Annotated in this window: 18 protein-coding genes; 9 read left to right on the top strand and 9 right to left on the bottom strand. The window is 43.3% G+C overall.

Features of this window, described 5'->3' with window-relative positions:
* Positions 1–179: 179 nt before the first annotated feature.
* The 3 genes from ACSLUR_RS18325 (at position 180) to ACSLUR_RS18315 (ending at position 3,442) form a co-directional block, all read left to right on the top strand.
* Positions 180–1,256, top strand: coding sequence for a tyrosine-type recombinase/integrase (locus ACSLUR_RS18325; RefSeq protein ID WP_448556736.1), 1,077 nt, complete (start codon positions 180–182; stop codon positions 1,254–1,256).
* A gap of 548 nt (positions 1,257–1,804) precedes the next feature.
* Positions 1,805–2,095 carry a helix-turn-helix domain-containing protein gene (locus ACSLUR_RS18320; protein WP_448556735.1) on the top strand — a complete coding sequence of 97 codons (291 nt, stop codon included), beginning with the start codon at positions 1,805–1,807 and terminating at the stop codon, positions 2,093–2,095.
* Positions 2,096–2,098: 3 nt separating this feature from the next.
* Positions 2,099–3,442, top strand: coding sequence for a HipA domain-containing protein (locus tag ACSLUR_RS18315; protein WP_448556734.1), 1,344 nt, complete (start codon positions 2,099–2,101; stop codon positions 3,440–3,442).
* A 280-nt stretch (positions 3,443–3,722) separates the two neighbouring features.
* Here ACSLUR_RS18315 and ACSLUR_RS18310 read toward each other — a convergent pair whose 3' ends face one another.
* Both ACSLUR_RS18310 and ACSLUR_RS18305 read right to left on the bottom strand, forming a co-directional pair.
* Positions 3,723–4,811: a porin gene (locus tag ACSLUR_RS18310; protein ID WP_448556733.1), complete on the bottom strand. Its 1,089-nt coding sequence runs from the start codon at positions 4,809–4,811 to the stop codon at positions 3,723–3,725.
* Positions 4,804–5,247: a hypothetical protein gene (locus tag ACSLUR_RS18305; RefSeq protein ID WP_448556732.1), complete on the bottom strand. Its 444-nt coding sequence runs from the start codon at positions 5,245–5,247 to the stop codon at positions 4,804–4,806. The genes ACSLUR_RS18310 and ACSLUR_RS18305 overlap by 8 nt, the downstream gene beginning before the upstream one ends.
* A 274-nt stretch (positions 5,248–5,521) precedes the next feature.
* On the opposite strand from ACSLUR_RS18305, the gene ACSLUR_RS18300 reads away from it, so the two are divergent.
* Positions 5,522–8,629: a response regulator gene (locus ACSLUR_RS18300; protein WP_448556731.1), complete on the top strand. Its 3,108-nt coding sequence runs from the start codon at positions 5,522–5,524 to the stop codon at positions 8,627–8,629.
* A 56-nt stretch (positions 8,630–8,685) separates the two neighbouring features.
* Here the strand turns inward: ACSLUR_RS18300 and ACSLUR_RS18295 are convergent, their stop codons facing one another.
* Positions 8,686–9,441, bottom strand: a complete 756-nt coding sequence (locus tag ACSLUR_RS18295; RefSeq protein ID WP_448556730.1) for a class I SAM-dependent methyltransferase — start codon at positions 9,439–9,441, stop codon at positions 8,686–8,688.
* Positions 9,442–9,481: 40 nt separating this feature from the next.
* Between ACSLUR_RS18295 and ACSLUR_RS18290 the strand changes: the two genes are divergently transcribed.
* The 3 genes from ACSLUR_RS18290 (at position 9,482) to ACSLUR_RS18280 (ending at position 11,738) form a co-directional block, all read left to right on the top strand.
* Positions 9,482–10,372, top strand: a complete 891-nt coding sequence (locus ACSLUR_RS18290; RefSeq protein ID WP_448556729.1) for a bifunctional GNAT family N-acetyltransferase/hotdog fold thioesterase — start codon at positions 9,482–9,484, stop codon at positions 10,370–10,372.
* Between the two features lie 32 nt (positions 10,373–10,404).
* Positions 10,405–11,310: an NAD(P)-binding domain-containing protein gene (locus ACSLUR_RS18285; RefSeq protein ID WP_448556728.1), complete on the top strand. Its 906-nt coding sequence runs from the start codon at positions 10,405–10,407 to the stop codon at positions 11,308–11,310.
* Positions 11,311–11,441: 131 nt separating this feature from the next.
* Positions 11,442–11,738, top strand: a complete 297-nt coding sequence (locus tag ACSLUR_RS18280) for a hypothetical protein (protein WP_448556727.1) — start codon at positions 11,442–11,444, stop codon at positions 11,736–11,738.
* 110 nt (positions 11,739–11,848) lie between these two features.
* Here the strand turns inward: ACSLUR_RS18280 and ACSLUR_RS18275 are convergent, their stop codons facing one another.
* The 6 genes from ACSLUR_RS18275 to hutC form a co-directional block, all read right to left on the bottom strand.
* The gene (locus ACSLUR_RS18275; protein WP_448556726.1) at positions 11,849–12,553 is read right to left on the bottom strand and encodes a helix-turn-helix domain-containing protein; all 705 of its coding nucleotides are present in this window, start codon (positions 12,551–12,553) and stop codon (positions 11,849–11,851) included.
* A 174-nt stretch (positions 12,554–12,727) separates the two neighbouring features.
* Complete coding sequence (locus ACSLUR_RS18270) at positions 12,728–13,513, bottom strand: MotA/TolQ/ExbB proton channel family protein (protein WP_181901530.1); 786 nt, start codon at positions 13,511–13,513, stop codon at positions 12,728–12,730.
* A gap of 83 nt (positions 13,514–13,596) precedes the next feature.
* A complete protein-coding gene (locus ACSLUR_RS18265) occupies positions 13,597–14,478 on the bottom strand; it encodes a flagellar motor protein MotB (protein WP_448556725.1) in 882 nt (293 codons plus the stop codon).
* Between the two features lie 404 nt (positions 14,479–14,882).
* Positions 14,883–16,427, bottom strand: coding sequence for a histidine ammonia-lyase (gene hutH / locus ACSLUR_RS18260; RefSeq protein WP_448556724.1), 1,545 nt, complete (start codon positions 16,425–16,427; stop codon positions 14,883–14,885).
* Positions 16,428–16,585: 158 nt separating this feature from the next.
* A complete protein-coding gene (gene hutU / locus ACSLUR_RS18255; RefSeq protein WP_448556723.1) occupies positions 16,586–18,283 on the bottom strand; it encodes a urocanate hydratase in 1,698 nt (565 codons plus the stop codon).
* A 46-nt stretch (positions 18,284–18,329) separates the two neighbouring features.
* Positions 18,330–19,037, bottom strand: a complete 708-nt coding sequence (gene hutC / locus ACSLUR_RS18250) for a histidine utilization transcriptional repressor HutC (RefSeq protein WP_448556754.1) — start codon at positions 19,035–19,037, stop codon at positions 18,330–18,332.
* 224 nt (positions 19,038–19,261) lie between these two features.
* On the opposite strand from hutC, the gene hutI reads away from it, so the two are divergent.
* Positions 19,262–20,491, top strand: a complete 1,230-nt coding sequence (gene hutI / locus ACSLUR_RS18245; protein ID WP_448556722.1) for an imidazolonepropionase — start codon at positions 19,262–19,264, stop codon at positions 20,489–20,491.
* A gap of 99 nt (positions 20,492–20,590) precedes the next feature.
* The gene (locus ACSLUR_RS18240; RefSeq protein WP_448556721.1) at positions 20,591–22,819 is read left to right on the top strand and encodes an EAL domain-containing protein; all 2,229 of its coding nucleotides are present in this window, start codon (positions 20,591–20,593) and stop codon (positions 22,817–22,819) included.
* The last annotated feature ends 38 nt before the right edge of the window (positions 22,820–22,857 follow it).

Raw genomic sequence — 22,857 nt, 5'->3', positions numbered from 1 at the left:
ATCTAAACAGATCGAAGCACTAGTTTATTCTGGTGATCCTACCTTTCAGAATGTCTATCCAAATTTATATATCGATGTAAGATCCGTTGGTGTTGCCAACTGGGTTTTCCGTTACCAGCTTCGGGGAAGGCCGATGTCAATTCAAAATTGGCAGCTATGGACTAAACCATGAGCAACTATTGGACTATCCTGATGCAGTTAATGTTGCTATTGATTGTCGTCAAAAGTTAAACGATGGTATCGACCCTAAACTAGAAATGGAGCGGCAAAGCCGCTCTAAACTCATAACGTTTGACGACTGTGTTCAGAAGTATTTAGCTAAAAAGCGCGAGCAAATTCGCACTGCTTTTGTTTATGAACGAATCTACAACAATGAGATCAATGCCCACCTCGGTTATGTGCGGATGGAGCAAATTAAAAGTTATGACATTGATAACGTTATTCAACGTATCCTAGATACGGGTAGGCCAGCAGTCGCGAACCAAGCCTTGTTGCTAATCAAACGTGTCTTTCGAGTCGCTATTAAATACAGCGTTATTGTGTCAAATATCGCTCAGGAATTTTCTCAAACGGAAGATGCAGGTGGAGCAGATAAGAAACGTCAGAGATTTTTAGAGGAGCATGAGATCGAAGCTGCGTTTAGAGTTTTTAGAGAAAACCCCGTGAAGATCACACAGTCGTCCTATATTGCGTTATCACTTTTACTCATGCTGGGTACACGTAAAATGGAGCTGTTATCTGCCAAATGGACGCAAGTTGATATTGAGCGGCAGACCTTCAAATTATTTGCAAGCTCAACTAAAACCGATGTTGCACTTGTCATTCCTATTCCTGATCTAGCAATTTCATTGTTTCAGGATTTACGTGTTTTGAGTGGCCACTCGGAATATCTCTTTCCTAAACGTAAAGCGAGTCAATATCCTTATATTGGGCCCGATACCTTGAATGATGCTGTAGCTTGTTTGTTCGGTATTTCATATGGAAAGCGGGATAGAGGACCTAATCGCATGGAGGAAGCAGGTGTTGAGCATTTTACTTTACATGATTTACGCCGTACTTTTCGCACGTTTCTTTCTAAACTTGGTGTTAGCCGCGAAGTTTCTGAAAAGTGCATGAACCATAGTTTGAAAGGCATGGAGAAAACCTATGATTGTTATGGCTTTTTTCCTGAGCGAGTAAAAGCTTTGAACAAACTCAGTGAATATGTTGCGCCCTTACTTAATTATAAGCCCTTAATTGCTACTACAGTTGGTTAACTAAACTATAGAGTTCTGCTGAGCAATGCTCAGCGGAGTTTTATATTTCGAGTGTAAGTAAGCATACCTACGATCAAAAACTCGGTATTATGTCGACTCAAAGCATACTTCTGATCGTAAGCTCATGCTGCCGAGATCTAATAATTGCTCTTTGCTATTATGGTAATGTTTTCTTAATAGAAAGACTCAAATAATGCGTATCACTAATCCCAATGCTCTTAAGCAGGCACTAGCCAATAACCGACTAGAATCGAAGGTACCTTCTAAAAAGGTCAAAGAGCTTTTAGAAAAAGCTTTGACTGATTCGACTATTACAACTTCTCGAATTCTGCAATTATTGCGTAGTAGATAATTAACAATAGTTCATCACTATTAGTGAATTATTGTTGAGCCACTACTATAACAACCTATATTCACTAATAGTGGTGAATATAAAGCGTTTTATGACAACTGCCTAACCTATTCACTAGTAATGGTGAATATTTCTTGCTAATGTGACTTCTAGTAATATAATCACTAATAATGGTGAATTATTGGGTGTTACCAATATGGCTAATCGAGTTAAAGTTTCAGACATGCCTAGCTCTGCACACATAGAAGATGCAGTAGTACTAGGTAAGCTAATTAAAGCAAAACGAACAAAGTTGAATATGAAACTGGCAGACTGCGCAGCGCTATGTGGAGTTGGTATAAATACGCTATCGCGTATTGAAAACGGCAATGCTAATTGTACTTTGTCCGCTGTCTTTTCGGTTTTACAAGGATTAGGGATAAAGCTAACAACAAAAGAGCTACTAACTCCGAACGTCAATACTATAGCTGATAAAGAGTGGGTCTAACTGATGAATAATAAATTAGATGCCTACAGCCTAAATATAAGATTCGCAGAAAAGGTTATCGGTGAACTATCACTGAACAAAGAAACTGGTTTGCCCAAACTAGAATACAATGATTATTGGCAACAAAATGGTTTCGCCATATCGCCAAACCTAACGCTTGATAATAATCACGATAACGCTGTTGCATATAACTTTCTTGATAATGCCTTACCTGAAGGAGAAGCTCGACTACTCCTTGCAGAAAGGGCTGGAGTATCAGAAAAAAACGTTTTCTCACAAATACGTGAAATAGGCGGCGATCTTTCAGGGGCTGTCACCTTTACTTCTGACAGCATTGAACAGAGTGTAAATGAAGCTGAAGAGCCTGCTTTCAGATTACTCACTGAAGATGAGCTTGAAAGGAGACTCGATACTAAAGAAGACATAGGTTTATTAACATGGGATGACAAGCCTAGGCTCAGTGTGGCTGGGGTTCAGGATAAGCTCAACGTCTTCATAAATGAAAATGGCGAAATTGGCTTTGGTGATGGAACGCTATGTTCTACGCATATCTTAAAATTTGAAAAGAAAAGTTGCCTAAATCTAGTTCTAAACGAATACTTTTGTATGAAGTTATCCGCAGCAGTTGGTTTACCTACTGCTGAAGTCGAGTTTATTCGATTTGGAAAGCACCCAGCGCTTATTGTTCATCGCTTTGATAGAAAATATGTCTCGGAGAAAAAACAAGTGTTGAGGAGGCACGTCATTGACGGATGCCAAGCATTGAACTTGCCTAGGGATTATAAATACGAACGAAATTTGGGAGACAACAGAGATGTATTGCATATAAGAGATGGCGCAAGCCTCCCTAAGTTATTTGAGTTTAGTAAATCAATGTCTTCCCCTGCTGATAGCGCACAATGGTTAATCAACTGGCAGCTATTCAACTTAATCATTAGCAATTATGATAGTCATGGAAAAAACGTATCACTGTTTTGGGGTAGGGAGATTAGTAGCTTCACTCCTGCTTATGACCTTGTCAATATTGCAATGTTTTCTCAGTTTAAGCATGTGTTAGCTATGGCAATGGGAGATGAGTTTGATCCCAATGATATCAATGCCTATCAGTTAGCTGATTTTGCCGAAGTTTGTGCAATAGATAAAAAATTACTGGCACGGTTACTTTCTAATTTAACCAAACAAGTGCTGTCCACTTTAACAGCAGAATCTTTTATTCAATACCTAATCAAGACCAATGACTTTTCGGTAGAAGAGCAAATATACATAGGTCAATTGAAAGACAATATTGTATCAAGAGCACAACATTTAAATTCTCAAACTTCAATGATCTCAACAATAGAGGTGTAATGAGCAGTTGTACGTCATTTCTTCTCTTGTTTGTTTTGAATGCCTCATATCCGAGCATATGCACTATTATTGAGTAATTGAGGTGATTATGTCGCTAAAGCTAGCAAGTGCTTAGGTAACGTCTTGATTTTGAAAATATAAAATCTAAGCGACTAATTTTTAAGTTTTGGTCCCAATATAACCAAAGAACCAAAATATTGAATAGTTGATTCCTCACCGATTTGGATAAGAAAAAGGAGCCATGCGCTCCTTTTTTACTAGTTAAAGTTCAACGCTCTGTTTAAAACACAAAATTAAACATCAGGGTGTAGGTTTGTGCGTCTGGCTCTTGCGGGGTTGTTGTAAATGAGCCACGTTGGTTGCCAAAGTTCTTAAACTGTTGCCATTCAAGGTTAAGTGATAAGTTATGTCGCAGATCATAGCGAACGCCAGCGACGAAGCTACTGCCAGATTTACCGTCGAAGTCTGTTATGTCGGTGCGTTTGGTTTTTGTCTCACCATAAAGCGCATAAGGCGATAGCTTCATAATTCGGTATGACGCCATGGCATACCAAGTAGAGCGTACATTGCCTAGTTGTCGCTCAGCAGTTAGCGTCCAATTACCTAAGTTGTATTCCGCGCCAAGAGAATACAACTCAAAGCGACGATCGGGCTGGTCTAGCACTAAAAGCGGAATGCCTGGGGCTGGGTTTTTTATGATAAATTTTTGATCATATTCGGCATCAAAGTAAGTAAAGTTCCAGCGGAAATAATCGCCTTCAAGTTGTGCATTGGCACCGAGAATGTCGTTAACGTTAATTTCTACGTCAAATGTGCTGGTGACTTCTAAGGTATTGTCATCATCGAAGGCGATGAACGGCGTGATTGATACTTGATATTCATCATAAAGGTCAAAATTCCAGACCACATTAGCGCCGTTGTAGGCAGTGATGCCTAATATAGAGTTGTAAACCTCTTCAGGTGGCCTCGCACTTTGGTAGGCATGGCCAACGTAATAATATTCAGAAGCCAGAAAAACGGGCAGACGAAGTCGACCTACTCGCGCTTCAACGTTGTCGAATGAATAACCCAAATACGCCCACTCTACTTCTGGATTAAGCCACTTGTCTTGTGGACGCTTGACGACTTGCGTTGATGCTTTGAAAGATTCTTGGTAATAATCGAGTTGTAAACCAAAGGTGGTGTCGCAATCCCAGCAGGTTTCATCAAGGATATTACGATTGATAATAAGGGGCGTTTCATTATCACTTTTAGTGATTGACGTTGAGCCAAAGCCACTGAGGCTGAGGTTGTCATTAATTTCAATAGCGGCGAGAGCATCAAAGCTAATCGCCACTGCTGATAATGCTGCGATTAACTTGTTATTCATGATTTTTATCCTTTTTAACCACATACAGTACGGTCACACTTTCAGGTAAAGATTCCAATGGGGCATAGCCGATGCGTGTTGGCTTCTGTGAAAGCCATTGCAGGAGTTCATCCAGTGAACTAGTTTTCATTTCTCTTGGCGGTCTGGCTTTACCGGAAAATGACAAGCCAGCCCAATGGGCGCTCATTTGTGCGGCGTCTTTGCCCAACAAGAGCTGATAGAATTCGTTTCTTGTTTGGTTATTATTAGGCCAATCAGAAAGCTCTATTTTTTTACCTTGCAGCGATTTAGCTTTGCCACGATATAGCATTCTCGCTTTGCCTTTACTGAGCTTTTTAAAGTCTTTATTCAGTGTAATGATGGCGTAGTTTTCAGCGGCATGTAGAGTCTGCGGGATAATCAACGCTGTACAGAATAACCAAGCGAGTAAGCACATTATTTGCTTAGGCCTGATTGATACTTTATATGGGGGTGTAATGGTAGGTTTGAAACGTCTGTGGTGCATCCTGAACCAAAATCTTTCCTTGCGATAGTTATTAAGGTAGCTGATATTTGTGAATTAGCAAGCGTATGATCCTAAACAAATTAATAGCGGATATTGATGAAAATCATGGTTTGCAACAATAATTCAGCGGTAGGCTTGAGATAAATTAGCCAAAATAGGCTAAGCTCTAAGCACAGCCGTATGTTGAGGTAACAGGACACCTGCATTGAAGTTATGGAATCGACTTACTATCAAGCGTAAAATTTGGGGCTTGGTAGTCATCCCAGCGTTCGCCATTGTGTTGTTGGCTGGTCATCAAGTAATCAATATTAATCAGCAAGTTAGTCAACTAAAACGTGCTGAAAATATGGCGCGCCAGCTAAACTCATTAGCGCAGCTTAATACTAATTCCCACCAATTACGCTCAGATAATAGTAACGGTAAATCAGACGCTATTATTTCGATTACAGGCAAATTGAACGAACAGTTAGGTTTAGAACACGAATTTTCCGAAATTCACCCACTGATTGAACAATATCGTGAAACCATAGAAGCAATTGTTGATAGTGAAGATAGTGAAAGCCGCATCGACAATATAGTTTGGCATGTTGAAGTTTATCAAGAGCTCCTGTTATCGGTGGAAGAGCGCACCTTAGTTGCGATGCCAGCTAGTGTTAATAATCACTTGAAAGCATTAGTACAGCTAAATTGGTTACTATTTTGGTCAGCGGAAGAGGCTTGGCAAATCCAACAGCTTAGTGCATTAACTAAGGCGTCAAGCTTCACTGAAGATGAGCTTAAGGTACAAATAAGAGCACTGATCCAGCAGCAAGAGCTATTTATGGGGCGCTTTGTGGTGATTAACGCTGAGCCTGATCAAATTAACCTAATGCTTACCACCTTTTCTAATCACGCCTTTGCGGAAAGTCAGCAATTTCGTGAGTTAGTATTAAGCGAGCCCGCCGTACCTATTTCACCTGAGCAAATGATGGCAGGTCAGCAGGCGTTGGCAACGCGTTTAGCCTTATTCCAAGAGGTTGCTGGTGCAATTTCAGGACAGCTTTTACAGGAAGTAGAGCGCCATGTTACAGCCTTCGAGCAGCAGCGTTTATTCGTTGTCATCGCTATTACGCTTTTGGTGATGGCTGCGCTAACAGTGGGTCTTCGCTTAGGACAGCGAATTATCCGCAACCTTACCTTAGTTTTGGATTATTTGGCTAATGAAGGGAAAACCGATACTAAGCTTTCAGAGCAAATTGACGGTCGCGATGAACTAGCCAGTTTTGCGAAAGAAGTTGAACGCTTGAATGCTGAACGCAACGAAAGTCAGCAGCGTTTACTGGTCGCGAAAAATGAGGCGGTAGTTGCTCGAGAAGAGGCTGAAATAGCAAGTAGAGCCAAAAGCAGCTTTTTAGCGAATATGTCACACGAAATACGCACGCCTCTCAATGGTGTGATTGGCATGTCAGAAGTACTAGCAACTACACAATTAAGCGCTATTCAAAAAGACTATCTAGACACCATAGAAACGTCATCGCATCTATTGCTTGCGCTGATCAACGATATTTTAGACTTCTCAAAAATTGAGTCGGGCAAACTGTGTTTAAGCTTACATTCGACAGCACTGCGCGAGACGATTTATGACTTGGCTGCCATTGTTGCGCCGAAAATTAAAGAAAAGCCATTAACACTGAAACTTGAGTTGGATGATCGCATTCCTGCGCGGGTAAGTGCCGATGACCATCGCATTCGCCAAGTATTGATGAACTTGCTGTCAAATGCCGTTAAGTTTACCCATAAGGGCGATATCACGGTAAGTATTAATTATCAGGGTGAGAAAGATGACAGCCCGCTGATTACCTTTTCAGTGGCAGATTCAGGTATAGGAATTGACGAGCAACAGCAACGCCATATTTTTGAACCATTTGCGCAAGAAGATGCTTCAATAACGCGACAATTTCAAGGCACCGGTCTAGGTTTAGCGATCAGTCGTCAATTAGTTGAATTAATGGGCGGCGAGCTCGGGCTTGTTTCAACGAAAGGACTGGGCAGTCGATTTTACTTTACGTTAGCGCTAGCAAGCATTGAACAAGATTATCAGTACCACAACAAACAAGCGTTCGCTGATATTGCCGTCGTCTGTCGAGAAGCGACTATTACAGAGCAATTGTCAGACTCACTTGCGTATATGGGGATTGATTTGCGCTATCAAGTAGAGTCGTTAGATAAACTGCTGGCTACTGCCAATAGTACTCAGCTGATTGTTGTTTATGTGGTGAGTGAAGGAGCCGACACTGATTCTATTCGTGATGATATGACTCTGCTAGCCAATGCTAATGCAGCAATTTGCCTGGTTCGCCAATTAACCAAAGCTGAAATCGATTACGGCAAACAAGTTACCGCAATGTTGACTTATCCGCTGCTGGGTAATCGTTTGGTGAAAGCGTTAGAGGTCTGTCAGCAGTATATTAATAGTGGTGGCGTTAAGGCACCTAGCGAGAAAAAAACACTGTCTAGCGGTTCGGTTTTATTAGTTGAAGACAACCCCGTAAATCAAAAAGTGTTGAGCTTACAGCTCGCGTCTGCTGGTTTTCAGTTCGATATTGCTGACGATGGCGAGCAAGCTATCACGCTATTTACCAAAGGCAAAAATTACGATGTCGTGTTGATGGACTGCATGATGCCCGTGAAAGATGGCTTTTCTACAACTCGCGAAATCCGCCTATATGAGCAGAATAATGAGTTGCCAGCAACGCCGATTATTGCCTTAACCGCAAGCGTGTTAGAAGAGGATATTGAACGTTGTTACGACGCGGGCATGAATGACTTTGTACCCAAACCATTTAAGCGCGATATTTTGTTCGAACGCATTAACCATGCAATGTCGCAAGCTCAGCGTAAATCAAAAGAGCAACCCGCACTGGCTTCAAAAGTAGCGAGCATTGTTCATCGAGGCGTTAATGTACTATTGGTTGAAGACAATCCGATTAACCAAAAAGTCGCCTCTTTGCTGTTAGAAAAAGCCGGCTATGATTACCAAGTGGCGGCCAATGGCGAAGAAGCACTAGAGCTTTATCGAAAGTCACCAGACTTTGATGTCATCTTAATGGATCTTATGATGCCAGTTAAAGACGGCTTTGCTGCAAGTGTTGAAGTCAGGCAATTCGAACAGCAACAAGGGCTGGCTGCAACACCAATCATTGCCCTGACTGCCAGTGTCGTGGATGATGATATTCAGCGCTGCTTTGACTCTGGCATGAATGGCTATGTGCCCAAACCAGTAAAGGGTGAAAAGCTTTACAGTGAAATTGAAAATCTCATGTCTTCCGTTTGATACTTGTTTATTTAGCTAAAAATACCCGTATCTTAAACTCAAAAGAGCAAACTGTTTTAGGTTAAATCAAAATAAAACTGTTGATGGAATTGCAGCCAACGTTTTTGGTAACTAGGAGCAAGGTAGCATTCTTTGTCTACCATGTTAGGGGCTTGTTTGGGCAGTAAATGCACCACCACATTCTGATAATGCGGCACCTCATACGCAGCCATTCGATGCTGCTTTTTTTTGCGGAAAAGCTGCTGCCAATAACGCAGCGATTGGCTTGTTGGCTCGGTAAAGTTTATCGACAGCAGGGTATGTTCTGGTAAATATTCTATCAATGCCTGTAACGTGTTATGCGTTGCATTAACTCCTACTTTTGGCGCTTGATAAATATCGAAAATTAGCCAGTCGATATCGATTAACGATTGATTAGTCAGCCATTGCTCAGCGGTTTGGCAAACTATTTTTTGGTTTGCTGCGCTCTGGTCTAGCGCAAAGAAGGTCTGGCTTAATTCAATCACGGTGCGATTACTCTCTACAACTTGGTAATCTGATTGGGGTGAAAGCCAGCGACAAAACCTCAAATGATTTCCTCCTCCTAAACCGAACTCAATAATACGTTTTGGTGAATAATGTTGCCACGGCAACATTAGCGCCCATTGATGAGGGAGTGTTAGCCAATGGGGTCTTTGTTTTCGCATCGCGCTTTGCAGTACGTCATTGAATGACAACCAGCGAAAATGGCGATTTTCACTGACTGAGATTGCATCTGGTGCCTGCTTAAAATACAGTAATTGTCCTTGTTGCAAGTGACGGCTAAGCGGCATAGTCCTTCGCACGTAAATTGGAATAAATTAAGCATAACCAATGTATTTAGTGAAAGCACCTGAAAATAAAGCGGCGTTTAAACGTTATTATCAATTTAGATGGCAACAACTTCGAGCTCCATGGCAGCAGCCTCAATGTAGCGAGCAAGATGCGCTTGAAGGCCAGAGTATTCATCGCTTTGTTGAAAATAACGCCGGTGAGATAATTGCGGTTGGTAGGCTGCACAAAACCTCGCAAACCACAGCGCAAATTCGATACATGGCGGTTGCGAGCGATCAGCAAGGCAGTGGCTTGGGGCGCAAAATTATTGACTCGCTAGAGGTCGAAGCAAGTAAGCATGGCGTTACCCATATTAGCTTAAATGCACGAGAAAACGCCGTCCCTTTCTATCGTAAATTGGGCTATGAACTCGTTGAAAAAAGGCATTTGCTGTACGGCGAAATTCAGCATTATTTGATGACAAAATCCTTGGCTCCAGCAGCCGGTCATGCAACTGATGTTAGCGTGCAACTCAACGACATTTGGCACCAAACTATTCCAATGAGTAAAGCAATGAACTTGCAAGTGAGCTTCTACAACAGTGAGCAACTATTTACCCATTGCGATGTCGCCTTCAATAAAAACCTTCACGATACGATGTTTGCGGGAAGTATTTATACCTTGGCCACCTTAACTGGGTGGGGCTGGGTTTATATGAAACTGACTGAGAGCGAGCTAAGTGGCGATATTGTATTAGCGGATGCCAATATTCGTTACTTAGCGCCTATCGCCGGTGCTGGCGTTGGCTATACCCACACTTCACTTGCTAGTGGTGATTTGACTTCGTTAGCGGCAGCACAAAAAGCCAAGATGCAAGTTGAGGTGCATATCTTAAGTGGTGATAAAGTCGCCGCGATTTTCACCGGCAAGTTTGTTATCCATTGCAGTTAAATTGCACTTAGATGCAATTAGAGAGTTGAAATATGATGAGTAAGCAGCAGGTTGCTATTATTGGTTGTGGCTGGGTTGGACAAGCGTTGACGCGTAAACTTCTCACCAAGAATATTGGCGTAACAGCGACAACGACTAATCCTGACAAAATTGATGAGCTTACAGCACTTGGCTGTCAAGCAAGGCTGCTAAAATTACCGCTTGCGTGCTTTGATTCCAGCACCGAGACGAATACTGAAACGAACGTTGAACCTAGCTCTAAATCTAGCTCTGAACCTAGCAATCAGTCTATTAGCGATTATCAGTGGTTAGCAGACATTGACACCATGGTTATTTGTATCACGCCTCAGTTTAAACAAGGTTCGATGGCCTACCCAGATCACGTCACGCAACTTGTGAACTTGGCAAAGCAGTATCACATTGAACGAGTAATACTGCTCAGTAGTACGGGGATTTATCAAGGGTTAGCGGGGCAGGTTGATGAGCAAAGTGCGTTAATGCTTGGTTCGCCAAAGGTTGCATTGTTGCACCAAGCTGAGCAAGCGGTGTTGACGGGTATCAGCAATGTGTGTGTGTTACGACTAGCGGGTTTAGTTGGCCCGAAAAGGCACCCAGCCCGCTTTATGGCAGGTAAACAAGCGGTAGCTAACCCGCGTACACCAGTAAATTTAGTGCATCAAGCCGATGTGGTAAACGCGATAATTACAATGATTAGCCATCAGCAAATTAACGGCATTTTTAACGTGGTCAGCTCAAATCACCCAAGTCGTGAAATATTCTATCAAGCAGCCTGTCAGCAGCAGAAGTTAGCGTCCCCAAATTTTAGTGAAGAGCAAGAGCAATTGTTGCGAATCGTCTCAGGGGAAAAGTACCAGCAGCTAGGTCAACAACTTCTGTGGCCAGATTTACTGGCTTGGTTAGATTCTGATTCACAGTGATGCTAGGCAATTGATATAATCACTGCTTATTACCAAATTGCTTTTATTGAACTATTGCTAGCTCAAGCAAACCGACACTAACCGAATGGCCTTGCTCGACGGTTTAACCTCAAACGCTAATTAAACGTCAGATGAAAACTAAACGAATTCGCTACACTTGCTTTTTTCTTGTGATATTTGCTCATATATCCGTACTTAACCTGTTCTACGTGAATGAACATGGTATTACGTTTTTTTGGCAGCAAGCAGTCGAGCTTCGAACAATTGCTACTCATGTTATTACTGCCGCATTAAGCCTAATGATTTATGCGCTAGTTGAACAAGGCCTTGCTTGTTATCGCAAGGGGCAAATGGCAATTCGTGAGCCTGTGCTGATCTTATGCTCTATCTCAATGATTCTTTCGATTGGTTTTTTGTTAATAGATTAGCTGTGTTGGCTCCCAGATAAAGGTCTGAGGGAGCTGAGTTCGGGAAACAAGGCACAGGAACACAGCTAACCTTTACTTATTCTTGTTTTGTCTTATCCAGACCTGAGGCTTTAGTTTGGCTTTATTTCAGCCATCAACTGCGTTGCATCGAGTTTAGCAATGAGTGGTCTAAATACACCTTCAGCGACAATAGCGGCATAAAGCACAATGAGAATACATACTGCCCAGGCGGTATTAAATGCCGCTAACGACTCGATACTTGCTTGGTTGGAGAGAATTGCAATAGCCCCTGTAATAAAGGCGATAAATGAGCCAGCATAGGTAAACACCAGTTGTTTTTTATAGATATAAGCAAGGTGAGTGGTATAACTGCTGACGGGAACATTTTCAGAAAACAAATACTTCAAACCCGTAATCGATTTAATAAAACCATGTGGCCCAAATGCGACGACCGAACAAGCATAAGTAAACAACGTTAAGAACAAGGCGCTGTAATGATCGGCAAACATCCCAAGTTCGCCGCCAAGCACAAACAACATTCCGATAGCGCCAATAATCACTATAAGTGCAATAACATTCTGCATAATACTTCTCCACTTCCATAAGGTTTCAATTTGTTCGGAAATATGAAGTAGCTCGTTTTGTGGTTTGTTAAGGGCGGCGGCCACCGACAATAGTGTTTCGCTTGAAGCGTTACCGTCTTTTTCCAGTCGTTGAATTGTTCGTAAACTTAAGCCAGACGCTTTTGCCAGTACATCTTGTGACCAGCCATTTTCTTTGCGGAAATATTTAATTTTTTCCGGTGAAATTTGCATAACTTACACTCCAAAGCTGCAACATCAATTTCCAGTTGCTACCTTGCTGCTCAGCTTGAGGAAAAGAAAGAAATACGTTACGTCATTATAGCGACAATGATATGACAATGCTTAATTTACAATAACTTGCGAGTAATGACGAAAATTCAAAAAATGCCTAGCTTGCGCCTGCTTTTACGCCTCTTTTACAATTTCTGCAACCGCTTCTTGTGGCCGACGTAGTTTCTCATCAATATAAGTTTGCAGGTAATCAAACATCACCCGCGGGTTATCACCTGCCATCATTTTTAATATCGCGTCTTTGATCAATGACTGATGCATCAAAATTTCGTCACTACGCTCAGATAACTTATTGGCAAGTGGTGTAGTAATACCATTGGCAATTAAGGCACCGTAAAGTGTGGTTAATAAGGCAACCGCCATAGCTGGGCCAATTGACTTAGGGTCTTCCATGGCAATCAACATATCCACCAAGCCAATCAGTGTACCTATCATGCCCATCGCTGGCGCAATATCTGAAAACGAGCGCAGTACTTTAATAGATTGCTGGTTGCGCTCTTTGGTTAGGTATATCTCTTTGGTCAGTGCAAGATTTACCGCTTCTTCTGAGTGACCGTCGACTAACATGGTTTTCGCTTTAGCTAGGAAAGGATCGTCAACATCGCTTTCTTCTAACGCTAAAAAGCCCCCCTTACGGGTTTTATCGGCCAGTTCAATACAGCTTTCAATGGTTTCAATGACATTGGTGGTAGTCAGTGAAAACGCATGGCGAATATTCTGTAGTGAGCTAAAAAAGGTTTTTGGTCGATGGCTGAGCAATACCGCGCCAAAGGTACCGACAAAAACGATAAATATCGATGGCGCATTCACATAGGTGTCCATCGGCGCGTTGGCTAAAAACAATCCGGAAAAGATGGCGACAATAATCAGTAATACGCCGCCAACTGCACCTAAATCCATAATAGTTCCTTGTTTGTCATTCTGAGAATAAACGTTAAGTTGAAAAAATTGCTACGCCGAGCAAACTCGTTTATCAGCGAACACTAGTGAGCTTCCGAGAGTAAGTTAATTCGCTCGGTGGTCAGTGTTTCACCTTGTAAAATGGCGATTTCTACACGACGGTTCTTGCGTCGATTTACTTTCGTTGAGTTCGGTACCAGTGGCCGATTACTGCCATGCCCAGTGACTGAGGTACGGGAAGAGTCGAAGGTATCTGATTTCGCCATTTGGTGAGCCACTGCTAATGCCCGCTGAGCGGATAGATCAAAATTGCTGGCATACATATCACTTGCAACACCTAAATTATCGGTATGGCCCGAAATGCTGATATGACCTGGAATAGCTTCAATGGTCTCGGCTATTTTCATCACCACTGGCTTAAACTTAGCTTGCAGATAAGGAGAGCCAGAGGCAAAAGCGCCATTTTCTTTAATCCGAATAATAATTTGCTGACCTAGCGCTTCGGTTTCCAGTGCGCCGTCTTCAATATATTGGGCGAGCTGTTGATTAATGCGTTTGAGCTGCGCCTCTTGCTCGCGCTTTGCCGCTTCTTCTTGAGCTTTTCGCTTAAGCCCTGAGGCGTCTTGATCACCCGGTGTTACTTTTAACGATTGCTCTGTGGCAGCAATCGTATGCTGGGTAATGGTATTAATGGGTGAAGGAGTTGGCTCGCCGGGTGAAAATTCCTGCGCAATAATACTGGTACCTTTGGGGATATCTTGTAGCTCAATTTGATTTTGTACACCAAAGGCCATTTTCATTGAACCAGCAATTTGCTTGAACTTAAGCACATCCATTTCAGAATAGGACAAGAGCAAGACAAAAAAGCACATCAATAATGACATCAGATCGGCAAAAGTCGCCATCCATGCCGGTGAGCCAGAGGGCTGATCATCTTGTTGATGTAATAACTCGGAAATTTCCATGAACTACTGCGTCCGTTTTCCTTGTAAAGCCTACTCAAGGTGGAGGCGATTAATATAAGGGGAAAGTGGCTTAGCTGGCAACCAGTTAGCGCATTAATCTGATTTTAATCAATTTTGTTGTTCAGGCTAAAAAAGTAAACCAATACTGTACGACAAAATGCCGACAGCATTATGACAAGCGTATTGATTTAGTCATTAGTTCAATGACTTAGCTTCAATGGTTTAGCTTAAAGGTTTAGGAGTAGAAGCGAACTAGCTTATCTTATGAGCTTTATTATGTTTTTCTAAGTGCGGTGGTACTAGGTAAAAGAGTATAAAATGAAAGTATAAAAAGCCGCTGGTAATTCATTACCAACGGCTTCACTTTTAAATACAAAGCTTAGCTTTGTAATGCATCCCAATTACTAAAAGCTTGGCAAAATATCGGCAGGGATCAGGTAGTTAAAATCACCTTCAGCAATACAGCCTGAAGCTTCTGCGATGTCAGGTGCGAAGTATCTGTCTTTATCATAGTAAGGGACATATTCGCGAATAATGGCTTTTGCCGCTTCAACTTTGTCAGATCCTTTCAGTGGGGTTCTAAAGTCTAAGCCTTGTGCAGCAGCCAGTAATTCAACCGCTAATACGCCGTTGGTATTTTCCGCCATATCCGCTAAGCGTCGACCCGCAAACGCAGCCATGGAAACATGATCTTCTTGGTTGGCAGACGTTGGTAAGCTATCGACCGAGGCAGGGTGGGCAAGGGTTTTGTTTTCTGATGCTAATGCCGCTGAGGTCACTTGTGCGATCATAAAGCCTGAGTTTACGCCGCCATTTTCTACTAAGAATGCCGGTAATTTGCTGAGATGAGCATCGATTAGCAGAGCCATACGGCGCTCTGACAATGAGCCAATTTCCGCAATCGCCAGCGCTAAATTATCCGCCGCCATGGCAACCGGCTCAGCGTGGAAGTTACCAGCAGAGATAAAGTCACCTTCGTTGGCAAATACCAGCGGGTTGTCTGTTACGCCATTGGCTTCCACATGTAACACTTCCGCTGCTTGGCGAATTTGTGTTAAACACGCACCCATCACTTGCGGCTGACAGCGCAGTGAGTAGGGATCTTGCACTTTTTCACAGTCCATATGCGATTGGCCGATCTCAGAGCTGTCCCCTAAGATTTCGCGGTAGGCACGAGCCGCATCAATTTGGCCTTTTTGACCACGTACTTGATGAACGCGATCATCAAACGGTGCACGTGAGCCCATTGCCGCTTCCACTGACATAGCGCCAATAGCAACACCAGCAGCAAATAAATCTTCTGCGTAAAATAAGCCTTCGAGTGCAAATGCGGTTGATGCTTGCGTGCCGTTTAGTAGCGCTAAGCCTTCTTTCGCTGCTAAGGTAACTGGCTCAAGGCCCGCGATTTTTAAGCCTTCAGCAGCTGGAATCACTTGGTCTTGGTAAGACATTTCACCTTCACCCAATAAAGGCAATACCATATGTGAAAGCGGTGCTAAATCGCCAGAAGCGCCAACTGAGCCTTTTTTCGGAACACACGGGTAAACTTCAGCGTTAAGCAAAGTGATTAATGCTTGAATCACAGGCAAGCGGATGCCTGAAAAACCGCGAGCTAAAGAGTTAATTTTTAGCACCATCATTAAGCGTACTGTGGCATCTTCCATATATTCACCAAAACCTGATGAATGCGATAGCACGATTGATTTTTGCAGCAGTTCTAATTCTTCTTTCTTGATGCGAGTGCTGGCCAGTAAGCCAAAACCAGTGTTGATGCCGTAAACCACTTGGTCTTTTTCAATCACCTCTTGCACCGCTTGGGCACTTTGATTAATGGCGTCAAAGGCAGATTCATCAAGGGTGTAGTGGATGCCATCATATTTGGCAACCGCACGTAATTGCGCCAAGCTCAGTTGGCCGGGAATAATGTTGAGTTCAGTAATGACAGACATTGTCTTACCTCTAATTCTGTAGCGATAAAAATGAACAAGTCTGGCGACATCTTATTGATGACCGCCAGAGCTGCTCAAGCTAGATAACTTTTTACATCAGCCTCAATAACAAGCTTATATAGCAGCTTTTAAAGGTGCTGATTACTAGTAATTTATTGTTAAGCGCGTGGCTTGCCATTAGCACCGTCAATCATTGGCAAGTCTAAGCCTTGCTCTTGTGCGCATTTGATCGCGATATCGTAACCAGCATCGGCATGGCGCATCACGCCAGTGCCCGGATCGTTCCATAAAACACGGCCTAAGCGCGTGGCGGCTTCATCTGTGCCATCTGCAACAATCACCACACCAGCATGTTGGCTAAAGCCCATGCCAACACCACCACCGTGATGTAAGCTAACCCAAGTGGCACCGCCAGAAGTTGATAATAGGGCGTTCAATAATGGCCAGTCAGAAACTGCATCAGAGCCGTCTAACATGCTTTCGGTTTCGCGATTTGGTGAGGCAACTGAGCCAGAGTCTAAGTGATCTCGGCCAATCACTACTGGCGCTTTTAGCTCGCCATTTTTAACCATTTCATTGAAGGCTAGTGCTAAGCGAGCGCGATCTTTTAAGCCAACCCAACAAATACGTGCTGGCAAACCTTGGAATGCAATACGCTCTTTCGCCATATCTAACCAGTTGTGTAAGTGTGGGTTATCTGGGATCAGTTCTTTAACTTTCTGGTCGGTTTTGTAGATATCTTCTGGATCACCTGACAATGCAACCCAACGGAATGGGCCAATACCTTCGCAGAATAATGGGCGCACATAGGCAGGTACAAAACCCGGGAAATCAAAGGCATTGGTAACGCCTTCTTCCAATGCCATTTGGCGAATATTGTTACCGTAGTCAGTTGTTGCAGCACCGGCGGCTTGTAAATCTAGCATCGCCTGTACTTGCACTGCCATTGATTGCTTCGCTGCTTTGACGACTGCTGCTTCGTCTTGCTGGCGCATTGCGGCCGCGTGCTCCATGCTCCAACCTTGCGGTAGGTAACCGTTTAGTGGATCGTGTGCTGAGGTTTGGTCGGTTACTACATCTGGTGTGATGCCACGTTTTACTAGCTCAGGGAAAACATCAGCGGCGTTACCCAGTAAGCCAACAGAGATAGCTTCACCCTTAGCACATGCGGTGTTAATGATGTCTAACGCTTCGTCTAAGCTTGTTGCTTTTTTATCGACGTAGCGAGTTTTTAAGCGAAAATCGATGCGTGATTCGTCACACTCAACCACTAATGCGCTGTAACCGGCCATAGTTGCAGCTAGTGGCTGTGCACCACCCATACCACCAAGGCCGCCAGTAAGTACCCACTTACCTTTGGCGTCACCACCAAAATGTTGTTTTGCCATGGCGACAAAAGTTTCGTAAGTTCCTTGAACAATACCTTGTGAGCCAATGTAAACCCAAGAGCCCGCGGTCATTTGGCCGTACATCATTAAGCCCTGCTTATCGAGCTCGTTGAAGTGCTCCCAATTGCCCCAGTTTGGTACTAGGTTAGAGTTGGCAATTAATACTCGTGGTGCATCGCTGTGGGTGCGAAAAACACCAACTGGCTTGCCCGATTGCACCAGTAAGGTTTCATCGTCTTCTAAACGATCTAAGGTCTCGACAATCTTGTCGTAGCATGCCCAGTTGCGAGCGGCACGGCCAATACCACCATAAACTACTAGTGATTGTGGGTGTTCAGCTACTTCATCATCTAAGTTGTTCATTAGCATGCGCTTAGCTGCTTCGGTTAACCAGCTTTTTGCGGTAATTTCGCTGCCTGTTGCCGCTTTAATCTTGCGGTTTTTGTCTAGGCGAGGATCATTCGACATGGTCGGCTCCTATAAATGTGTAATGGCTATTAACACCAGCGCTTGGCTAATCGTTAATAACAATATGGCCGCCGAGGCGATATTTATCACCCGGCGACGTTAAAATAGCGACACTCACCACCCCTTGGCGCGCCCAAGTACGTCGTCTAACTCTTAAACAAGGCTGGTGGTGAGTAATATTTAATTGTTGGCAAACCGATTCGCTTGCCAACACAGCTTCAATTTCATGGGTTGCTTCGGTTAGTGGCGCAACCGATGATAAAAATTCGTGTGGTGTGATTTGATTAAAGTCTTGTGCCAAATAATTCGGCACTAAGGCACTGCTGACATAGCGCTGCTCTAGTTGAATAGGCTGGTTATTTTCTAGGTGCAGTACTTCAGAATAAAACACCTTGTCGCCTGGTTGGCAGGCCAGCAGAATTGCGATTTCTTCATCAACGCTAACCGACGCCAGCACCAGTTGTTTGGCTTGATATTCGTGTCCGCGTGATTGTACTTCTTCCGCGATATTCTTGATTTCTAATAGCGACGATTGTGATTTAAAAGTGGCAACAAAGGTGCCAGCCCCTTGCGAGCGCACCAGCACCCCTTGCTCGGTCAATTCTTGTAAGGCTCGACGCGCCGTCATACGGCTAACAGTAAACTGTTCAGCAAGCTCATTTTCTGATGGTACTTTGGCATGCTGCGGCCATTGGCCAGATTCGATCTTATTTAAAATAAACTGTTTGATGATGCCAAACTTAGTGGTTGTCATCCCTTTGCTGGTCGCCATAACGATACGTACTGTAGTCGATAAATTTAACTTGTATATACAATCTCATGTTTTCAAAAAAATAACAATACTTGTATATACAAGTATTGTGTCGATTTTATTGTTCAACTATAGTTCGAATAAATGATAGCGCTGTTACAGATATGCTTGGCATATGGGCTTTGGAGCAAACAGCCGCAACTTTTGATGAAGAGAAGATGAAGATAATGACAGCAAGTCACTGGCAGCAACTTATTACAAACGTCAACATCGCCACTATGACTGAAGGCGGTAACGGCTATGGTGAGATTAAAGGCGGCGCATTAGCAATTGCGAATGGCAAAATAGCTTGGTTGGGCGCAATGGCTGATCTACCAAGCTATGATGCTAAGCAGCTAACCGTCATTGATGGTCAGGGCAAATGGTTGACACCTGGGCTGATAGACTGTCATACGCATTTGGTGTTTGGTGGAAGCCGTGCCAACGAATTTGAAATGCGTTTACAAGGTAAAAGTTACGAAGAAATTGCCAAAGCTGGCGGCGGTATTGTCTCAACAGTCGCAGCCACCCGCAGCGCTTCGCAAGCGGAATTAGTCGAGCTAGCTAAACCGAGGTTAGCAGCGCTTTTCGAACAAGGTGTGTCAACCGTTGAAGTTAAGTCTGGCTATGGCTTAGATACTCAAACAGAAATCAAAATGCTGCGCGCTGTGGGCGAGTTAGCTGAGCAGTTTCCGGTTAATGTTCAACGAACTTTCCTTGGTGCGCATGCCTTGCCTGTCGAATTTCAAGGCAGGGCAGATGAATATATTGAGCTGGTTTGCAATGAAATGTTGCCTGCAGTTGCACAGCAGGGTTTAGCAGACGCTGTTGACGTATTCTGTGAAAGTGTGGGTTTTACGTTAGCGCAAACAAAACAAGTCTTTGATGCAGCCAAACAGCATAACTTAGCAACTAAAGTACATGCAGAGCAATTATCTAATTTAGGGGCAAGTGAATTAGCAGCAAGTTATGGCGCGCTGTCGTCTGATCATATTGAGTTTCTGGACGAAGCAGGCATTAAAGCGATGGCACATGCTGGCATGACGGCAGTGCTATTACCTGGTGCCTTTTATTTTCTTCGTGAAACACAATTACCGCCCATTGAATTGCTCAGAAAACACGGGGTTGCGATGGCTGTCGCCACAGACGTAAATCCAGGAACATCACCATTTTCTTCCCTAACCTTAATGCTAAATATGGCGTGTACTTTGTTCCGTTTAACGCCTGCAGAAGCGTTAGCTGGGGTAACTTGCCATGGTGCCAAGGCGCTAGGCTTAGCTAACTCCAAAGGTCAGCTCAAAGTAGGGTTTGATGCCGATATCGCCCTGTGGAACATTAACCAGCCAGCGGAACTTTGCTATCAGTTTGGTGTTAACCCATTGTCAGCGTTATTTATTAATGGTGAAAAAGTAAAATAACTAAAGCTAAAAGGCATCGCCGAATGACCACTGTACAAATTTAATGCATTTGATTAGTCTAGACTTATCGACAAGGCTAAGTTAAGTGTTTGATGGAAGATGGATTTGTTAAGTGGTCGTTCAGTTTATCAAAGGTTAGTTGCAAAACTTACCCCTGCTTCTTTGGTTTCACTTTGTTGCCAACTGTGGTCAATGCTTTTCGTTATGGGTTTATTGAGCTTTTCTGCGTCGGCTAGTACTCCTCTTTTAGCCACCGAAGTTGATGGCACAAGCGTTATATCCCATTCATTTACGTTTATTGATTTTAATATTGCCTTTGTACTGGGCCTTAGCCTGCCAATGTTATTGGTCGTGTTGCTGGTGCGTCGGTTAGTGCCTAACCCATGGTGGTACTTTAGCGCGTTAATGCTTAGCGCACTTGGCTTTCTCTATTCATTAAATTATTTAACAGACAATCAAGCGCCAGCGGTGCTGAGCTTTGCTATCACCAGTATTGCCTTGGTGTATTTATGGTCATTTGCAAGTACAAACATGCTGTTTGTGGATCATGAAAGCGAATATTTTGCTCACGTTAAACTGGGTGAGAAGGTACTGATTGCCGCCAGTGTTATTTATATTGGCACCATTTGGTTAATCCCGAGTATTGATGCATACATTGGTTGGCTAGCGTTTGTGGCGCTGGTGTTGTTTACCGGCGCAGTGCAAATTGCCATGATGGCAAAAATAGCACCTGAGCATGTAATTCGTCTTGTTGGACAATGGCTGCTGGTGGGCATGTTTTGCGGCGTCATCTTCTTCTATTTACACGCTCAGGTTGAGCTTGAATGGTTAGTTATTAGCTTTGTATTAAGTTTTTGTGGGGCGCTAATCAATTCGAATTGGGAGTTGGTGCAACGTATTTACCAGCTCATCAGTGAGCAAAAAGAAGTGAATGCTAAACAACTCACTGATGAACAAATTTTTAGCTTCACGCATGACCCCGCTACGAATTTACCTTCATATCAACAAGCAATTTTACGCTTCGAGCAGCTAAGCTTCCAAAACCAGCTTACCGATTTTGCTGTGGTTGTGGTTAAGCCAAAAAACTTCACCGACGTGAACCGTGTGTTAGGTCATCAAAATTCAGACCTCTTATTACTCCAGTTGGCATATTGCCTTAAACGAGAAGTTGCCGATCTCAATTATCTGATGAACTTCGACTTTTCAGATATTAATGCCAAGCTTGCAAGGTTACCGAGCTTACACTTTATGCTGGCAGTGGATTTGAACAAAATAACCCATAGTAAAGAAATTGTTGTTGATGAACTTTGTCGAAGGTTAGCAGGCGCAGTGCCGCCGGCGATGAGCTTTAAAAGCTTTTCCCTTCGTTTTGAACTAGCTTGCGGTGTTGCCTATACCAACGAGCATGGCCAAACATTAGCTGAAGTTATTGCGCATGCAGGTGATGCTGTGATGGAAGCCCAACGTCGCAATGCACTATGGGTAGAATTTGATGCACAAGTTGCGCTGCATAGCGATCAACAATTGCAACGAATGGAGCACTTAAAACTCGATATTCAGCAGGACAAAGTGCAGTGCCAGTTATTGCCGCAAATTGATCTTGGCAATCACCAAATTCGTGGTTTTAGCCAAGTTGCGACATGGTATTACAATGGTGAAAACCTGCCACTAGAGGCGTTTATTGATGTGGCCGAGCAAAGCGGCGAAATATTCACGCTGTCAAAGAAAATGATAGTACATGCCTTTAAAGCACTCTTTGAATTGAAAAAGCTAAATATCTATCAACCTATAGGCATTCCAGTATTAAGCGAAAAGCTGTTGGAACCAGATTTAGCGGAATTCATTGAACAACAAATCGCGACCTACAATATTTCGGCTAAATATCTGGTTATTCAAATGAGTGAGCCAGTTATGCAGGCGGCATGTGAGCAAGCCAAAAACTTGATCGATCAACTAAAAGCGCTAGAAGTGAAAATTTGTATTGCCGATTTTGATGGCAGCTATGAGTCGCTTCGTTATATTCGTAAATTGTCTGTCGACCAAGTAAACATCAGTTGCGAACCGTTATGTTTGGCTGAAGCCGGCAGTGCAGAAAAGGCGATTGTCAACTCATTGGTGAGCTTGGCAAGAACTATGAAACTATCGTTTGTCGGTAGCCACGTAAACAGTAAACAAGGGTTAGAGCATTACCGAGCTATGGGTGGACAAGCGGTTGAAGGCGACGCGATGAGCCCACCTATTCAATTAGCTGATATCGCGACTTGGACGGAAACTTGGTTTAAACGCTACCCGTCAGCCCATACTCGAAATAGCTCCTTGAATATTTAACACTTATTCTTATGAGCCCAAGTAAGTTATGAGCTCAA

The organism is Thalassotalea montiporae, from assembly GCF_053485855.1.
Note: the sequence above shows the minus strand (reverse complement) of the source record. Positions and strands in the feature narration are given on the sequence as shown.